16 protein-coding genes and 1 pseudogene are annotated in these 16,606 nt (G+C 50.0%); 6 read left to right on the top strand and 11 right to left on the bottom strand.

Annotation, left to right across the window (positions count from 1 at the left end; translation table 11 throughout):
- The first annotated feature begins 148 nt into the window (after window positions 1-148).
- Entirely contained in the window at window positions 149-697 is a 549-nt protein-coding gene (locus AB7D94_RS07140) for a hypothetical protein (RefSeq protein ID WP_420265062.1), read from the top strand.
- Window positions 698-701: 4 nt separating this feature from the next.
- Here the strand turns inward: AB7D94_RS07140 and AB7D94_RS07135 are convergent, their stop codons facing one another.
- Both AB7D94_RS07135 and AB7D94_RS07130 read right to left on the bottom strand, forming a co-directional pair.
- Window positions 702-1,250, bottom strand: coding sequence for a hypothetical protein (locus AB7D94_RS07135; protein WP_420265061.1), 549 nt, complete (start codon window positions 1,248-1,250; stop codon window positions 702-704).
- A 180-nt stretch (window positions 1,251-1,430) separates the two neighbouring features.
- Window positions 1,431-1,778 carry a hypothetical protein gene (locus AB7D94_RS07130; protein WP_420265060.1) on the bottom strand — a complete coding sequence of 116 codons (348 nt, stop codon included), beginning with the start codon at window positions 1,776-1,778 and terminating at the stop codon, window positions 1,431-1,433.
- A gap of 97 nt (window positions 1,779-1,875) precedes the next feature.
- Between AB7D94_RS07130 and trpC the strand changes: the two genes are divergently transcribed.
- From trpC to AB7D94_RS07105, 5 genes are all read left to right on the top strand, one after another.
- Complete coding sequence (gene trpC, locus AB7D94_RS07125; RefSeq protein ID WP_420265059.1) at window positions 1,876-2,679, top strand: indole-3-glycerol phosphate synthase TrpC; 804 nt, start codon at window positions 1,876-1,878, stop codon at window positions 2,677-2,679.
- Between the two features lie 123 nt (window positions 2,680-2,802).
- Window positions 2,803-3,288, top strand: a complete 486-nt coding sequence (locus AB7D94_RS07120) for a hypothetical protein (protein ID WP_420265058.1) — start codon at window positions 2,803-2,805, stop codon at window positions 3,286-3,288.
- 27 nt (window positions 3,289-3,315) lie between these two features.
- Entirely contained in the window at window positions 3,316-4,428 is a 1,113-nt protein-coding gene (locus AB7D94_RS07115; RefSeq protein ID WP_420265057.1) for a transporter substrate-binding domain-containing protein, read from the top strand.
- Complete coding sequence (locus tag AB7D94_RS07110; protein WP_420265056.1) at window positions 4,404-5,507, top strand: transporter substrate-binding domain-containing protein; 1,104 nt, start codon at window positions 4,404-4,406, stop codon at window positions 5,505-5,507. The genes AB7D94_RS07115 and AB7D94_RS07110 overlap by 25 nt, the downstream gene beginning before the upstream one ends.
- Window positions 5,508-5,636: 129 nt before the next feature.
- Window positions 5,637-6,929, top strand: coding sequence for an ammonium transporter (locus AB7D94_RS07105; protein WP_420265055.1), 1,293 nt, complete (start codon window positions 5,637-5,639; stop codon window positions 6,927-6,929).
- A gap of 47 nt (window positions 6,930-6,976) precedes the next feature.
- Here AB7D94_RS07105 and AB7D94_RS07100 read toward each other — a convergent pair whose 3' ends face one another.
- From AB7D94_RS07100 to AB7D94_RS07060, 9 genes and pseudogenes are all read right to left on the bottom strand, one after another.
- Entirely contained in the window at window positions 6,977-7,357 is a 381-nt protein-coding gene (locus tag AB7D94_RS07100; RefSeq protein ID WP_420265054.1) for an STAS domain-containing protein, read from the bottom strand.
- A gap of 16 nt (window positions 7,358-7,373) precedes the next feature.
- The gene (locus AB7D94_RS07095) at window positions 7,374-7,814 is read right to left on the bottom strand and encodes an ATP-binding protein (RefSeq protein WP_420265053.1); all 441 of its coding nucleotides are present in this window, start codon (window positions 7,812-7,814) and stop codon (window positions 7,374-7,376) included.
- Window positions 7,815-9,152 carry a PP2C family protein-serine/threonine phosphatase gene (locus tag AB7D94_RS07090; RefSeq protein ID WP_420265052.1) on the bottom strand — a complete coding sequence of 446 codons (1,338 nt, stop codon included), beginning with the start codon at window positions 9,150-9,152 and terminating at the stop codon, window positions 7,815-7,817.
- A gap of 2 nt (window positions 9,153-9,154) precedes the next feature.
- Window positions 9,155-9,808: a thiamine phosphate synthase gene (gene thiE / locus AB7D94_RS07085; RefSeq protein WP_420265051.1), complete on the bottom strand. Its 654-nt coding sequence runs from the start codon at window positions 9,806-9,808 to the stop codon at window positions 9,155-9,157.
- A complete protein-coding gene (gene accC / locus AB7D94_RS07080) occupies window positions 9,792-11,144 on the bottom strand; it encodes an acetyl-CoA carboxylase biotin carboxylase subunit (RefSeq protein ID WP_420265050.1) in 1,353 nt (450 codons plus the stop codon). The genes thiE and accC overlap by 17 nt, the downstream gene beginning before the upstream one ends.
- A gap of 8 nt (window positions 11,145-11,152) precedes the next feature.
- Window positions 11,153-11,599 (bottom strand): acetyl-CoA carboxylase biotin carboxyl carrier protein, encoded by a 447-nt coding sequence (gene accB, locus AB7D94_RS07075; protein ID WP_420265049.1) that lies wholly within the window; start codon window positions 11,597-11,599, stop codon window positions 11,153-11,155.
- Complete coding sequence (gene efp / locus AB7D94_RS07070; RefSeq protein ID WP_420265048.1) at window positions 11,599-12,159, bottom strand: elongation factor P; 561 nt, start codon at window positions 12,157-12,159, stop codon at window positions 11,599-11,601. The genes accB and efp overlap by 1 nt, the downstream gene beginning before the upstream one ends.
- A gap of 39 nt (window positions 12,160-12,198) precedes the next feature.
- The gene (locus tag AB7D94_RS07065) at window positions 12,199-13,284 is read right to left on the bottom strand and encodes a M24 family metallopeptidase (protein ID WP_420265047.1); all 1,086 of its coding nucleotides are present in this window, start codon (window positions 13,282-13,284) and stop codon (window positions 12,199-12,201) included.
- Between the two features lie 2 nt (window positions 13,285-13,286).
- Window positions 13,287-16,606, bottom strand: a pseudogene (locus tag AB7D94_RS07060) (hypothetical protein); the annotation flags it as partial.

The raw sequence follows: 16,606 nt of genomic DNA, 5'->3' as shown, positions 1-16,606 counted from the left end.
TTCAAAAACCCTTTTATCAATAGGTGCAAATTTCTATATCGGAGCTTGGGTTTATTCCTCCTGTTTTTTTTACTGATTATTATGTAGTACAATAGATGCGTGTGGCGGCGGTGCTTGCTAAGAATGCGTGCGCCACGGAGGTAGCATTATGTATAAACAGCCGGTCAGCCCCCTTCAGTATTTGTATGAAAACAGGTTTGTTCTGGTACGCGCCATGTTTTTTATATGGTTGTTATTTGCGATTTATTGGCTGTATTCCCTTTGGGGTATTGAATGCGCAGAAATAAAATGTTTGAAGTTTGCCTATAAGCTCAAAGAAGGTGACGAGGAAGGCATCAGCGCCCGCTCCGCCCTGGCATTTATCCTTTGGGTGTTTACGTCTGGTATCTTTGTTGCCGGAGCCGTTATTTTTATCCTTAAATTTTTGTATAACTGCGTTATGGATATGATAAAGGGTGTTGTGTCCCGAAAGACACAAGATTTTGTTGTTCCCATAGTATTAATGGTCTCGCTTTGGCCATGCTTTGCCTACAGGATGGAAATAAAATCGGCATACCGGACGTTATCTTCACAGGCCTCAGAGATAGTTACAATGGCCCTCGGTTACAATTTGAAACTGGAGCGCGGCAAGACGCAAGGCACAAAATCGCGGGTCCCGGGGTTCAGTGACGAGAAAGAACCGGCGGACGAGAAATAAAATGCTAAGCCAACTCTGATAACACCTTAGTGTAGGCGCAAAACTCATCAAGCATGTCTTTTCTTAGCCGGATGATCTCCTGAAAAAGTCTGCTAAAGCCCCTGTATGCCCTTTTACCGCCGTTTTCCATATATTCGATAATGGGGATACAGAAAAACCAGTTACATCGAAACGGCCTCAACTGCCGTGAAATAACACAGCCCGACTGTGACAGATATTTGCACGGTAAGCCCTCCGGGGCGTTATTGCTGAAAGATAATATCTCCACTGGCCGCCAGCCCAACGCGACCAGGTATATTACATCGCCAATATCATAACACCCAAACTTGTTCAGGCAGCAGACACGCTCACACTGCGGGCAGACTTCGTCGTTGCAGGACTTAATGAATGGGTCAACATGAGCGATTTTCGCGCTTAACTGCCTTGCCATCTCTCTAAGTCCCGACATTGGCGGCATCCCGGCCACATCGCCTACGGCGTAAATTAGTGAGTTCCATCTGTCCTCACATCCTTCGCCTTCATATTTTAATGTGTAAGCGCAGCCGGAACTCACCAGGAGCTCCGATAATTGCCCATATAATCTGACGCTAATGGCCATCAATTAATATTCTTAATTTAATGCTGGTATATTATCTTATTCCTATGCTATATTACAACACCTTTAGGTAGAAGGTTCTGAATCAAAAAAAGAAGGAGGGAGTAGAAAGGATGAAGCATCTATTGTATTTTGCACTTATTGCGGCGCTCGTGATGTCATTTGCGGCATGTAAGCCAGCGCCAGCCCCGGCACCAGCGCCAACCCCGGCAGCATCAGCGGCACCAGCGCCAACACCAGCGGCCCCGGCAGCCCCAGCGGCACCAGCGCCTGAGGCGGCCCCTGCGGCCCCGGCAGCATCAGCGGCACCTGAGGCGGCACCAGCGGCCCCGGCAGCGCCAGCGGCACCAGCAGGCCCGGCAGCATCAGCAGCCCCAGCGGCCCCAGCAGCGCCAGCAGCATCAGCGGCACCGGCAGCTCCGGCAGCCCCAGCAGCATCAGCGGCCCCGGCAGCATCAGCGGCGCCAGCAGCAGCCCCTGCGGCATCACCAGCAGCTAAATAGCTATACTAATGGATTGGGTGTGGCTTGTTTATGTGAAACAATGGCCACACCCACCATAATGTCCGTTTCTTTGAGCCGAAATGTCTATACTTGATAAGATCATTGCAAAAAAAGCGGAGCGATTGCTTGAGCAAAAAAATATGTTCTCGCTTAGCGAGATTAAAAAGGCAGCCGCTGCCGTATCTTGTCGTAATTTCGAGTCTGCTGTCAGGCGCGCGGATGGAGATTCAATAAAATTAATCGCCGAAATCAAACACGCCTCCCCGTCCGAAGGAATTATTCGCCGTGATTTTAACTTAAAAGACATAGCCCAAACATACGAGAAATGCCGCGTTAACGCCGTTTCCATACTTACAGAGGAGGATTTTTTTAACGGTCGCCTGTCTTATATCGAAGTGGCAAAGGAAATCCTCACATGCCCTATCCTAAGAAAGGATTTTATCTTCGACGAATATCAAATATATGAATCCAGGGCATTTAAGGCCGACGCCGTTTTATTGATTGCCGCCGCCCTTACGCAAGACCAGGCCTACCGGCTTATGAGTATCGCCGCCGAATGCTCACTCCATGTGCTTTTTGAGGTGCATAATCTTAAAGAATTAGATATGGCATTGAAACTTGATTGCGCGATTATCGGCATTAATAACCGTGATTTAGCTAATATGACAATAGATGTTAATACAACTTTAAACCTCGCAAAAGAGATCCCTGACAATAAAATAGTCATAAGTGAAAGCGGGATTAAGTCGCGGGGTGAGTGTCTGATGCTTCAGAATGCCGGAGTTGACGCCATCCTGGTCGGTACATCGTTTATGAAATCAGGGGATATTGCCAGTACGATAAACTCACTCAAAGGCCTGAGTATCAAAGACGAAGGGGGGTAACCCCCCCTCACCCGCAAATCTCGCCACACTTTGTCAGAACTCCATCCGCCATCCCGACAAAATTGCCCACTGCGTTTATCAGAGGTAATCGTGTATAATATGAAAACCATGAGGTTTTTGTTATTGACACTGCTCATTATGTGTGCCGCGGCAGGCGTGGGCGGCGTTTACGCGGCTGATGCGCCCCCTGCCACCGATTCAGGGCTGGGGACGGTTAGCCTGATAACCGTAACGCCCGCCGACAACACGGATAACGCTACTGCGGACAACGCAACGGTTGAACATGTCCTGGTAAATGGTATCCCCGCGGCAATCCCTGTTGAGAAAACGGCCATGGCCACAATCAATATCAAAGAAGACCCGAAATACCCCATGTTTATTAAGGTAAACCCTAACCTCGCGCTTTCTGCGGCGGGGGTTGAATTTGAAAAGATTCAGACAGCTGAGGCGGGCGGGTTGCGATATTTGTTTCTCTTTATGCTTAGAGATGGCTGCGATGAGTGCGAGGCTGCCGGATACGCGAGAATTGCCTTCAATTTCGCCAAAGATGGCAAGTTCACGGGAGCCGCTTTGATTAAATTAATGAGGACGCGCCAACCCCTTCAGTAGGGCAGATGGCATGTAGGCAAGTATATTATGCGGAAAATGATAATGGTCGCGGTATGCGCGTTTGTCCTGACGGCTGTCGTTGTTGGCAGCGCTGCCGCCGCCACCGCCGTCACCAATGGCAAGACCTACACCGTGGGGTTCATCGCCGAACCCTGCTATATCAGTAAAACACCAGGCGGTCAGGTTACCGGGCTTATCGCCGACATCTGGAAGGAGATAGCAAAGCGGGCGGGGGTCAGCTACACCTTTGCGGAATTCAAAGACGCCAATGAGCTGAGAGAAAAAGTAGTTGCCGGTGAGGTTGATTTCTTTTTAAACGGTATCGCACGCTCATCTAAGAATGAAGACATCGCGGCCTTCTCGCATGTCTATCATGTGTCAAATCTCTCGATTCTTTTGATGAAGGCGTGGAGACTCAGGTTGATTGATAATTTTAAGGCAGTGTCGGTCGCGTGGTCGGGGATTGTGATGCAGATTTTTGTTGTGTTTATAGTAGTCGCCTTTATCTACGCCAATATACTATGGTTTTTGGAAAAAGACTCCGGCATGGCGAAGGGTTATAAGGAAGGGGTCTTTGACGCCATGTGGTGCGTCATCGCAACGGAGACCACCATAGGATTTGGAGACGTCGTACCGAGAAAGTTGCGCTCACGCTTATTTTCTGTCGTAGTATGGTTTACTGGCCTTTTTCTTATCACGCTTATCTCTGCCGAGATTATCTCCGAGTTTTCAACGAACAAAATAAATAGTACGATAAGGAATTTTGCGGATTTAAAAAATAACACGGTGGCCGTCTCAAACGACGAGGCCATTATCAACGACGTGAAAGACGTCGGGGCAAGGCCTATGGTCGTTTCAAATTATAAGGACATCTACGACGTATTAAAGGAAGGGAAGGCCGCGGCTGCCGTACTTTTTTACCTGCCGACCATGGAGCTTGCAAGCAGGGCGCTTAAGGATGGCCTCAATCCCGACACTATTATGGGCACAAGGTATGAAGTCCAATGGCAGACCGGTATGTCTGGAAAGACATTCGACGCGGTGCTCTTTGATGAGATCAACAATGTTATCTTTGATATGCTTGGCGATGGAACGATTCTCGCTATTGACGGCAAATGGGCGTCCATAGAATCGTCATAGCGTTATTATGCGCGGGGAGTGTGTTTTTGGCCGCCTCTGGCGTTTGTGGCGGGCAAGAGACATACAGGGTTGCCATGCCTTTGAGCGAGGTTATCTACCATAGGCAGCAGGACGGGCAATATCGTGGCCTTGTCGCGGATGTATGGCGGGAGGTTGCCCTGCGGTCAGGGCTTAAGTACCACTTAGAGGGCTGCAGCAATATACCCGAATGCAACTCGAAGTTTTTCTCCGGCAGACTGGACATAGTCTTACTGGGTATTCGTCCCAACAGAGAAAACTCGAAAACGGCCGTGTTCAGCCGTCCATATTTTATCTCCGGCCTTAGGATTCTGGTGATAGATAAGCTGCGAAACCATTTCTTAATGAATATCAGGGCGCTGTCAGCCGCGTACTCGCCGATAGTAATGCAGTCGGCGCTGGTTTTTGTTGTGTTCATCTTCATATTCGGCAACATACTATGGTTTTTTGAGAGGAAAAACGACACCCTGATTGCCCGCCCTTATGGCAGAGGTCTTTTCGACGCGATGTGGTGTGTGCTTGAGATTAAGACAACCATCGGGTTTGGCGATGTGATTCCTAAGCGTCATCATGCCCGTTTATTGTCTGTGTTGATATGGCTTATCGGGCTTCTCCTGATTAATCTGATTACGGCGGAGATCGTGTCTGAGTTCTCGACGGATAAAGTAAAAAACACTGTCGTTGGTATTGAGACACTCAAGGGCAAAAGGATTGCCGTTGTCAACGACAATATCTCAATTTCTGAACTCAAAAGAATAGCCGCAGAGGTTATCGTTAAACCCGGGCTGGATGCGGTCTACGAGGGGTTGAAATCAGGGAACGCCGACGCCGCGGTATTTTACGCCGGCGTAGTCTCTGCATACGCGAAAAGGGCATCAGAGGACGGCCTGCCTGTAAAGGTCATTCAGGGCAGATATGACAACCGATATGTTTCCATTGCGATAAATAGAAACGCCCTGCTGAAAGACCCATCTCTGCTTGACAAAATAAACCGGGCGCTTGACGATATGTACGAGGATGGATATCTGTCTTTTCTTAAGTCAAAGTGGCTTGACAAGTAGTTGTCACATCACAGTTGTCACAGTTTGAAAAATTGATTTAAAAAATGTTACTGTACGTGGCCGATAAGCAATATGCGCCGTTTAGACATATGGTTGCGAATGCGCCATAAAATTTTTGGGGAGGTTTATGTGAAAAAGTATTTTTTTATGGTTCTTTTTATATTAATCGCCGCACCTGTTTTTGCTGACACACCCTCGGCTGTAGATAAGGGAGACACTGCGTGGATGTTGGTCAGTGCGGCTATGGTAATGCTGATGACGCCGGCGCTGGCGATGTTTTACGGCGGCATGGTCAGGCGCAAAAATGTCCTCTCCATGATAATGCAGAGCTTTGTGGCTATTGCGTTAGTAAGCCTTCAGTGGATACTCTTCGGCTACAGCCTTGCCTTCGGGCCGGATTTTCATGGTATCATCGGCGGGCTGGACTGGGCGGGGCTTAGTTCTGTCACTCTTGAGCCTAATGCAGACTATGCCCCTACGGTGCCGCACCTGGCCTTTATGATCTATCAGGCGATGTTTGCGGCCATTACGCCGGCCCTCATCAGTGGGGCATTTGCCGAGAGGATGAAATTTTCCGCCTTTATGGTGTTTACTTTTGTATGGGCTGCTGTTGTCTATACCCCTGTAGCACACTGGGTATGGGGAAAGGGCGGGTGGATGTCTCAGATGGGCGTTATGGACTTTGCTGGTGGAATCGTAGTGCATGTTACGTCAGGGTTTTCGGCCCTTGCGGCGGCCTTATATCTTGGAAAGAGAAAGGGGTTTCCTCACGACCTTATGTCTCCGCACAACCTGCCGTTGACGGTCATTGGCACGGGGATTTTGTGGTTTGGGTGGTTTGGGTTTAACGGTGGTAGCGCCCTGTCTTCGGGGCAGTTAAGTACGCTGGCATTTGTTACCTCTCATACGGCGGCGGTGTCGGCGGTGTGTGTGTGGATTGCCCTTGAGTGGATGTTTCATGGCAAGCCGACGATGTTTGGCGCTGCCACGGCTTCAATAGCCGGTTTGGCCACGGTAACGCCAGCGGCAGGGTTTGTAACGCCTATGGGGGCATTTGCCATTGGTTCAATTGCCGCGGTGGTATGTTATTTCGCTCTGAATCTAAAGCCGCGACTTGGATATGACGATTCCCTTGACGCATTTGGCGTCCATGGGGTAGGGGGGGCAATCGGTACAGTATGTGTAGGACTGTTTGCCTGCAAGGCCATGAATGCGCAAGGCTCAAACGGCCTGTTCTATGGCAACGCCAAACAGTTGTTTGTTCAACTGGGCGCAGTTTTAATCGTTGCGGTGTTCTCGTTTGTCATGACCATAGCTATTTTTAAGATTATCGGCTTATTTACGACAATAAGGGTCAGCAGTGAAGACGAAGTTGAGGGGCTTGACAACACTCAGCACGGCGAATCCGGCTATACCATGTAAAGCGTTGCGAGATTTACGGGTGAAGGGGGGTTACCCCCCCTTCGCCGTTAATCTGCAGGGAGAATCTTAAACACTGCCTCCTCCGATTCATATACGCTGAACATGCTGTTATAAACACCCGCCATCTTAAATATCCTGTTGACGTCCTCATTGGCCGAGACAAAGTACATTTTTCTCTTCAGGGCGTCTATCTTTTTCAGCACCACGAGGATGCTTCTCAGCCCGGCGCTGCTGAGGTGGTTAAGATTATCCAGATTGACAATCAACTGATTCTCGCCTTCGGCCAGTTTATCATCAACCACCGCGGTGAAATTCGGGGCGCTGGCGCTGTCCATACTGCCGCCTAAGGCGATAACTAATGTGTTGCCCTGCTTTCTGTAATCAAAATGAAGGGTAGAGCCCTCGTCTTTTTTTGCGTCAAATTTCATAATAAGTTCACCTCACTTAAGTGTTAATCGGGCGTTGCTTGACCATGGTCAACGTGTTTAGTCCGTCCTCAGACACGTAATCTATCTTATCCATCAACTGCTTCATAAAAAATATACCAAGCCCCCCCGGCTGCCTTTCGTCCAACGGCAGACTAATATCAGGCGTCTTTACCGCGTTGGGGTCAAACGGCTCGCCGCGGCTCTTTATCGCCACGATAAAATCCCGGCCATTTGACTCTACCGAGATGTCTATTTTGCACCCAACCACACAGTTATAATCTATAATATTTGTACATGCCTCGTCAACCGCAACCTTGACATCGAAGGCAAAACTGCCGCCGAAACCAAGTGCGTCAGCCGCCTCCCCGATGAAATCCAGGATAACCGGGATGACCCTTATTTCGCAGTCAAAGGAGCGGACATAAACTACACCGCCGGATACGCCGTCGTTTTCCATCTAAAGGCCTCCCGCCGTAGAAACTGCCCCGCCGTTTAATCTTACAGTTAAAATCGTGATGTCGTCAGACTGCGGCGCACCCGCCGTGAACCCGGCAACCTCCGATAAAACCATGTCCACCATATTTTTCAGCGAATCAAAGGCAATGTCACACAGTACATCCTCAAGCCTCGCAACCGTGAACATCCTGCCGCCCTCGTCTTTGGCCTCGTCAACGCCGTCCGTATAAAGAAAAATTGCGGAGTGCCCGGTGATGTCAGCCACAGCCTCTTCGTAAACCGAGTTTGGCATCAGGCCGATTGCCGTCCCTGTGACCGCGTCCAGTTTCTCTATCTTACAATCTCCAAAGACGACATATGGGCTGTTATGCCCCGCGTTACTGTATGTCAGCAGCCCTGTGGTGGTATCTAAAATACCGGCAAACATGGTTACAAACATCATCATGTCATTGGCCCTTGAGAGTTCCTGATTCAGACGATATAATATCTGCCCCGGTGTGGCGCCGTCTCTTGCTATCGTACTAAAGAGGGTCTTGGCAACCGCCATAAACAGGGCCGCCGGCACACCCTTGCCGGATACGTCGCCGATAGCAAAACATAGCCTGTTGTCCCCGACAAAGAAGTAGTCATAGAAATCTCCACCCACATCGGTGGCCGGTGATATAAAGGCATAGATTTCGGCGTTTGAGCTGTCAGAGATACTCTTGAAATCCACAGGCAGCATGTTCATCTGAATCTCGCGGGCAAACCCCATTATCTCCTGATTTTTCTTATACTCCACGTATCTGCTTGTCAGAAATGTCCTTTCTATGGCGATGGCGGAGTACCCAGCCAGATACTCTATCAGGGCCTCGTCTTCCTCGTCAAACGCCCCGCCGGTATTTTTATTAATGGCCTCAAGGACACCAATAAGCCTGCCCTCAACATTTACCATAGGGCAGCACAAAACAGACCTTGTCCGATAGCCGGTCTTTGCGTCAAATTCGCGGTTAAACCGGGAATCTGAATACGCGTCGGGGATGTTGACCTTTTTACGGTTGATGGCGGAGTCCCCGGCAATGCCCGCGCCAAGGGGAAATCTTATCTCGTTTGAATCAATGCCTATGGCGACATAGCTCCAGAGTTCTCCGGCAGTTTCGTCATAGACAAAAACCGTACACCTGTGGCAGTCCATCAACTCGGCGGTCTTTTCTATAATCACCTTCAACAAGGCTTCAAGGCGGATTTCCCTTCCAACTGACTTTGACATCTCAATAATGGCGTGAAGAGGGTACGATTGGCAGCGATTGTAGCGGCCGCATATGGGCCGGTATTTCTCTTCCATTATGCTGTCCATCATTATTATCCCGTGCCGCGCAAAGCCATGAGTTTGCTGACAAAGGCGTCCGCGGCTTTTGAGACGTCCTCGGCGTCCATTATTGCTGAGGCCACGGCAATGGCGTCGGCCCCAGCCTCTATCAGCTCTGTGATATGCCCTTCATTTATGCCGCCTATGGCCGCTATGGGGATGTGAATGTGGCTTCTGATTTCTGTTATTGACTGCGGGCCTTTGGGCTGACCGGCCTTCTTTGTGGCTGTGGAATATATCGGCCCGAAGCCGATGTAATCGGCACCCTCTGCCTGTGCCTTTATGGCCTGTTCAATGTTATGCGTGGATATGCCTATCAATTTGTCATTCCCAAGAATCTTACGCGCCTCCAAAAGCGGCAAATCATCCTGGCCGAGATGCACGCCATCGGCGTCCACAGCGGCGGCTATATCCGCATAGTCGTTTATTATGAAGGTTATACTATTTGCCCGCGTCAGTGTCCTTAGCAGACGTGCGGCCTTATATACGGCAAGACGGGAGGTCTTCTTGTCCCTGAGTTGAACCCACTTTACGCCACTTCCTATGATGTCTATTATTGTATCAAAGGGTGGGCGGCCACGGCTCCCGCAGTCCATCAGGACGCATATGCCGCCTAAAAACAATCTGTTGTCAGCGGTCTGCGGCATTTTCCCTTTCCAGATAGCCCGTGTCGAACTTGCCGGCGAGAAAATCTGGGTTTGACAGCACCGTCTTATGAAATGGTATGGTGGTCTTAATCCCCCCGATTTGGAATTCATTAAGGGCACGGCGCATCTTTTCGATGGCCTCTTTTCTGTTGCAGCCATACGATATGACCTTTGCTATCAGTGAATCGTAGTATGGGAGTATGACAGACCCGGCGTGTATAAACGTATCTACCCTGATGCCGGGGCCTCCGGGGAGGTATAGAAAATTAATCTGCCCGGGCGAGGGTACAAACGTAAACGGGTCCTCGGCATTGATGCGGCACTCTATTGAGTGGCCTTTTAGTCTTACATTCTTTTGTTTTGTGCTCAGGGGAAGGCCGGACGCTATGCGTATCTGTTCCTTTACAATATCCACCCCCGTTATCAATTCTGTTATGGGGTGCTCGACTTGCACGCGGGTGTTTATTTCCATAAAATAAATATTGTCGTCGGCGTCGAGTATGAATTCTATCGTCCCTACGTTTCTGTATTTCAGCGATTCGGCGGCTTTTACGGCGAATTTGGCGAGCTTTTCCCTTGTCTTTTCAGTTATTGCGGGGGATGGGGCCTCCTCAATGAGCTTCTGATGCCTCCTCTGGACAGAGCAGTCCCTCTCGCCAAGGTGTATGACAGCGCCCTCGTTATCCGCGGCTATCTGGACTTCAATGTGGCGCGTGCGCGGTATGTATTTCTCCACGTACATCTCCCCGTTTCCGAACGCGGCATGAGCCTCTGCCTCAGCGGACGAAAGCGCGCTCTCAAGATGCGGCTCCATATATACAATCCTCATGCCCTTGCCACCACCACCGGCTGAGGCCTTCAGAATAACGGGATATCCTATCTTTGAGCACAGTTTCGAGATTAATTTCTTGTCTGATATGGCACCGTCGCTTCCTGGAACTACGGGGATGCCATGTTTTTTCATTATCTGTTTGGCCCTTGCCTTGTTTCCACCCAGACGAATGTTTTCAGGCGTTGGGCCGATGAATGAGATACCTGATTTCTTGCACGCCTCGGCAAACTGCGGGTTTTCGGACAGAAAACCGTAACCGGGGTGTATCGCCTCTGCGTCTGTAATCTCCGCCGCGCTCAATATAGATGGGATGTTCAGATAGCTGTCAGCGGCGCGGGCAGGCCCTATACATATGGATTCGTCCGCCATTGTGACATGCATGGCGTCCTTTTCCACATCGGAGTACACCGCCACCGTCTTTATGCCGAGTTCCCTGCAGGCGCGCTCAACGCGTATCGCTATCTCGCCCCTGTTGGCTATCAGTATTTTCTTAAAAAGAGGCATATCCTTCCTCAGAGCGGGTTTATTTGAAACAGAGGTTCACCGTACTCAACCGCAGTGCCGTTTTCATGAAATATCTTCACTATTGTACCGTTTACCTCGCTCTCTATTTCATTCATCAGCTTCATGGCCTCCACTATGCAGAGTGCTTGTCCTTTTCTCACAGAATCACCAAGTTCGACAAGCGGAGGGGCGGCGGGGGTTGCCGAGCGATAAAACGTGCCCACTATCGGGGATTTAATGGTCAAATAGTTGTCGTCTTCTTTTTCCCGGGCCTCATTGGCCAGCTCACCCGCGTCAGGGACCTGTGCAATTGCCACCGATGCCGCAGTGGCCGCCGCCGCGGCGGTGGATTCCCTCTTGAGGGTTATTTTCAACCCATCCTTTTCGTAATGTATCTCGGTGATGTCGGTTTCTTTTATCAGCTCTATGAGTTCTTTAATATCGTTAATTTCCATCACTTCACCCGTTCGATATATTCCATTGTCCTTGTGTCAACCTTAATAATGTCTCCCTGATTAATGTGAAAGGGGACTTTTATCATGGCGCCGGTCTCAAGTTTTGCCGGTTTTGCCCCGCCTGAGGCCGTGTCGCCTTTGAAGCCGGGGTCTGTCTCCGCTATGGCAAGCTCTACGAATATCGGCAGTTCAACGGTAAGCGGGGTTTCCTTATGGTAGAGAATCGTTGCCACCATGCCCTCTTTCAAAAAGGACTTTGAGCCGCCAAGCTGGTCTTCGGTCAGGGGGATTTGCTCGTAGTTTTCCATATCCATAAAATAGTACATACCGTCCTGGAGATACAAGTACTGCATCTGCTTGCTCTGGAGATTGGCCTTTGGGAATTTCTCCCCTGAGTTGAATGTATCCTCTATTACCTTTCCGCTTTTCAGCCCCTTCATCTTGGCGCGGACAAACGCCCCGCCCCTGCCCATTTTCACGTGCTGGAATTCGATTACTTCATAAGGCTCCCCTTTGTACTCTATCTTCGACCCTCTTCTAAAATCATTCGTCGCTATCAAAAACACTCCTCCTGCCGCTCTTTGCGTTTAATTGAACTGCTATAACACCTCTAAATCTCTAGAAAGGCTTGTTATTGTCTCTGCTGTCTGCCCTGTTACACAAACCATATCCTCTATTCTCACACCACCAATCTCAGGTATATATATCCCCGGCTCTACCGTAAAGACCATGCCTTCGTCTATTTTTTGTTTCCTGTTCATTGCCGATATATATGGCAGCTCATGAACCTCCATCCCTATGCCGTGCCCCGTTGAGTGGCCAAAATAACGGCCATAGCCGACATCTTTTATCACCGAGCGGGCAACCCCGTCCACATCTGAGGCCCTATGCCCCCTTCTTACCGATGCCCGTGCCTCTTCGTTGGCCTTTAGTACTATATCATAAATCTCTTTTTTCTTGCCCAAATCATTTCCCCCTCCTACCAGAAATGTCCTCGTCATGTCGGAGTAATAGCCGCCGGAGTCCCCGCCCCAGTCTATGATGAGCAGGTCGCCTTGTTCCAATACCTTGTCAGTCGCCCTGGCGTGGGGCATAGAGGAGCGCCTCCCGGATGCCACAATTATCTCAAACGGTATGCTGTCCACCCCCTGGGCCTTTAACCCCTCCTCAAGCATCAATGCGATAGCCTTTTCTGTGACGCCCGCCTTTATGCGGGGTTTCAACTCGCTGAGGGCGCTCTCCGCCCGTTGGGCTGCCCGTCTTATATGCCACAGCTCTGTGGCGTCCTTAATAATCCTGATGCCCTCTACCGTATCTCTCAGCGCCTTTACCTGAAACCTTTGTTTAAACATCCGCAATGTCCTGTAGCTTAGGGTGTCTTCAAATGCCAATTTTGTTATTTTCTTCTTTTCGATAAAATTTACAATAAACCTTACAGGGTCTTTTTTCGTAATTATTATATCACACGCACCGACCGCCGCCGCCGCTTGTTCCTTGTATCTGAAATCTGTGAAGAAATAACTGTCCACGCCGCTTACAAGCAAATACGCGCTTGAGCCGCTGAAGCCCGTCAGGTATTTGATATTTATGAGATTAGTGATGAGAAATGCCCATGAGGCTCTCAGGTTAAGCCGTTGTCTAAGCTTGTCAATTCTGGATTGCCCGCTGCCGCCTTCGGGAGTCATAACTACTCCTTTCGTTCCTTTAACTTATCTTTCATAAGTTTAAGTTTTCTTATCATCGAGTTATCGTCTCTGTCCATAAACTTCGCCATATGTTTGATGTCATCAAGGCGTTTCAATATCTCCTCATCGCCCGGATAGCGCTCCAGCAAGCGCTGAAATGCCTTTATGGCCGCAAGATAGTGCTCAGTGATTATATAACTATCTATCATGTCAAGCTCCTGCATAAGCCACACGCGGTCTTTGTCTATTGTCTCGGCCTTTACCTTGCCCTCAACCCGCTTTGTAATCTTATTTTTGATTATCTTAGTGTGCAGGGTGAAAGGTTTATCTCCCATATCCAGATGTTCATCTTCTTTGAGCTTCATCTCTGCTGGTTTTACTTCCACGGTCTTGACTTCTTTTGCCTTGGCCTCCTTTACCAAAGGTAAGGCCGCGGTGGCCGACGTTTCTTTTATATCCGGTTCTTTTCCTTCGGCGGCTGGTTTACCAGCGTCCTCTTTCTGCGGGAGGATTTCGGCGGCGGTCTCGTCGCTTTGTCCGCTGGTTGGCTGGCGCAGCCCTCCGGCGTTGATTTCAATATGTAAGTCCTCATGTAGCTCATAGGGCAGGGTTTCCTCTTTGGATTCGATTGCCAGCTCGTCGGGCATTCCTTCGCCGTCCTCAGTGATGACGTCAGGGGGCGATTCATAGTCCTCCACAGGACTAAGCATGTCAGGAGGTGCGGTCTCCTCAAGCCCGAACGCGTGTTCAGCCCCGGTGGCCACCTCAACTGATGTATCATCAAGGGGGAGTTCATCAACTGATAGCTCCGTATTAAATTCAAATGCCCCTTTTTCAGCCGTTTCTTCGCCATCGTCAGTGATGACGTCAGGGGGCAGTTCATACTCTTCCACAGGACTAAGCATGACAGTTGGCGAGGTCTCCTCACGCCCTAAGGCGGGTTCAGCCTCGGTGGCCACCTCAACTGATGTATCATCAAGGGGGAGTTCATCAACTGATAGCTCCACATTAAATTCAAATGCCCCCTCTTCAGCCGTCTCTTCTGCGTCGTCAGTGATGATGTCAGGGGACAGTTCATAGTCCTCCACAGAACTAAGCATATCAGGAGGTGCCATCTCCTCAAGTCCTAATGCGGGTTCAGCCTCCGTTGCCACCTCAATTGTCGCATAATCAGAGGGAAGATTATCAACTGATAGTTCCGCTTTGAATTTGATTGCCATCTCTTCGGGCATTCCTTCGGCACCATCGTTGACATCACTGTCAATGTCTGCGGGCAGTTCGTACTCTTCCACAGGACTAAATATGACAGTTGGCGAGAACTCCTCAAGCCCGAACGCGTGTTTTACTTCCACTGCCACCTCCTTTGCTGTATCAATAGGGATAAGTTCATCAGTTAATGATTCCATTTTGAGTTTGAACGCTCCTTCGCCACCGTCAATATCCGGGGTCAGTTCTGCCTCTTCCACGAGATTAAGTAGTGTTGGAGGCGAGGTCTCTTCATGCGCCAATGCTGGTTCAGCCTCCGTTGCCGCACCTTTTGTTGTATCATCAGGGGGGAGATCATCGGTTAATGGCACTGCTTTGAGTTGTTCTTTGACCGTTCCTTCGCCGCCGTCCGTATCAGGGGTCAGTTCTGACTCTTCCACGGGATTAAGTAGTGTTGGAGGCGAGGTCTCTTCAAGCCTCAAATCAGGTTCAATTTCTGTTGTTGCCTCATTTATTGTATCAATAGGGGTAGATTCAGGTGTAGATATGTATGTTAACGGTTGCACTTTGAGCACTGCATCTGTGTCGCCGCTGTCAATGTCAGGAGGGAGTTCATAGTCTTCCACGGGATTAAACAGGGCTGATGGTGTGGCCTCTTTAAGCCCGAAAAGGGGTTCAATATCCGTTGCCGTTGTAGAGTCAACAGGGATAAGCTCATGTTGGGAGAGTTCATCGGTTGCGGATTCCACACGGGGGACTAACGTTGCCTGCCCTGTGTCAATGGCGAGGACGTCAATGGTGTGGCCTCCGGCGTGCGGTTCGTATTGACCCACAGGGAAAAGTGGGGCTGGTGGCGTGAATTCCCTGATTCCGAAATCGGGTTCAGCCTCCACGGCTATCGAACTGATGGTATCAATGGGGATGCGCTCCTCAGGTGTGAACTCATCGGCCAATGGCTCCGCCTTTAGCTCTTCTGCTGTCTCGCCGTCGTAAATGTCGTCAATATCAATGTCGGCTGGCAGTTCGTATTCGTCCACGGGGGAAAATGGGGCTGGTGGCGTGGATTCTCTGATTCCGAAATCAGGTTCAGCCTCCACAGCCATTGAACTGATGGTATCAATGGGGATGAGCTCATCCACCAGTGGTTCTGCATTAAGTTCGATTGCTCCGTCGCTGTCGCTGTCCTCAATGTCGTGGCTGTCAAATTCATACTCTTCCTCAGGCTCAGGGGCGGCGGGCGGCTCACTCTCTTGCACCCCTGAAAGTAGTTCAGCCTCCTCTACCGCCTGGGTTTCAACAGGCGTGAACTCATCATCGGTTGATGGCTCCGCCTTTAGCTCTGGCGACTCTTGCCCGTCGTCTATGTCAGCAGGCAGTTCATACTCTTCCTCAGGCTCAGGGGCGGCGGGCGGCTCACTCTCCTGCACCCCTGAAAGTAGTTCAGCCTCCTCTACCGCATGGGTTTCAACAGGCATGGTCTCTTCAGGCGTGAACTCATCATCGGTTGACGCCTCCGCCTCTAACTCTGCCGTCTCTTCACCCTCGTCTGTATCGTCAATATCAATATCAGGGGGCAGCTCGTATTCGTGCACGGGATTAAATCTGGCAGGCGGCCTGGTCTGCTCTGTCGCTGAGATTGGTTTGGTCTCTGATGCCGCATGGGGTTCAACAGGTATGGTCTCATCGGTTGATGGCTCTGTCGCAATTACTACCGTCTCTTGCCCCTCGTCAGTGTCTATGGCGTCTATGACCTCAGAAAGTTCGTATTCGTCCCCGATGTCAACAGGGGTGGTCTCCTCAGGCGTGAACTCTTCAGTTAATGGTTCCTCCTCAATTGCCACCGTCTCTTCACCGCCTTCGGCGTCATGGGCGTCGGGAAGTTCGTATTCGTCCCCGATGTCAATAGTCTCTGAGATTGGCTCATCTGAGATTGCCTCAATATCAATAGGGGTGGCCTCTTCAGGCGTGAACTCTTCGGTTAATAATTCCTCCTCAATTGCCATCGTCTCTTCACTGTCTTCGGCGTCCTGGGCGTCGGGAAGTTCGTATTCGTCCCCGATATCAATAGTCTCTGAGATTGGCTCATCTGAGATTGCCTCAATATCAATAGGGGTGG

It is taken from the genome of Candidatus Magnetominusculus dajiuhuensis (assembly GCF_046044395.1).
Lineage (GTDB): Bacteria > Nitrospirota > Thermodesulfovibrionia > Thermodesulfovibrionales > Magnetobacteriaceae > Magnetominusculus > Magnetominusculus dajiuhuensis.
Note: the sequence above shows the minus strand (reverse complement) of the source record. Positions and strands in the feature narration are given on the sequence as shown.

Coding starts and splice junctions, on each gene's coding strand:
- AB7D94_RS07140 (WP_420265062.1), top strand. CDS start 149: ATGTATAAACAGCCGGTCAGCCCCCTTCAGTATTTGTATGAAAACAGG.
- AB7D94_RS07130 (WP_420265060.1), bottom strand. CDS start 1,778: ATGCCGCAGGGGCTGCTGCTGGCGCCGCTGATGCTGCCGGGGCCGCTG.
- trpC (WP_420265059.1), top strand. CDS start 1,876: ATGTCTATACTTGATAAGATCATTGCAAAAAAAGCGGAGCGATTGCTT.
- AB7D94_RS07115 (WP_420265057.1), top strand. CDS start 3,316: ATGCGGAAAATGATAATGGTCGCGGTATGCGCGTTTGTCCTGACGGCT.
- AB7D94_RS07110 (WP_420265056.1), top strand. CDS start 4,404: ATGGGCGTCCATAGAATCGTCATAGCGTTATTATGCGCGGGGAGTGTG.
- AB7D94_RS07100 (WP_420265054.1), bottom strand. CDS start 7,357: ATGAAATTTGACGCAAAAAAAGACGAGGGCTCTACCCTTCATTTTGAT.
- AB7D94_RS07095 (WP_420265053.1), bottom strand. CDS start 7,814: ATGGAAAACGACGGCGTATCCGGCGGTGTAGTTTATGTCCGCTCCTTT.
- AB7D94_RS07090 (WP_420265052.1), bottom strand. CDS start 9,152: ATGATGGACAGCATAATGGAAGAGAAATACCGGCCCATATGCGGCCGC.
- thiE (WP_420265051.1), bottom strand. CDS start 9,808: ATGCCGCAGACCGCTGACAACAGATTGTTTTTAGGCGGCATATGCGTC.
- accC (WP_420265050.1), bottom strand. CDS start 11,144: ATGCCTCTTTTTAAGAAAATACTGATAGCCAACAGGGGCGAGATAGCG.
- accB (WP_420265049.1), bottom strand. CDS start 11,599: ATGGAAATTAACGATATTAAAGAACTCATAGAGCTGATAAAAGAAACC.
- AB7D94_RS07065 (WP_420265047.1), bottom strand. CDS start 13,284: ATGACTCCCGAAGGCGGCAGCGGGCAATCCAGAATTGACAAGCTTAGA.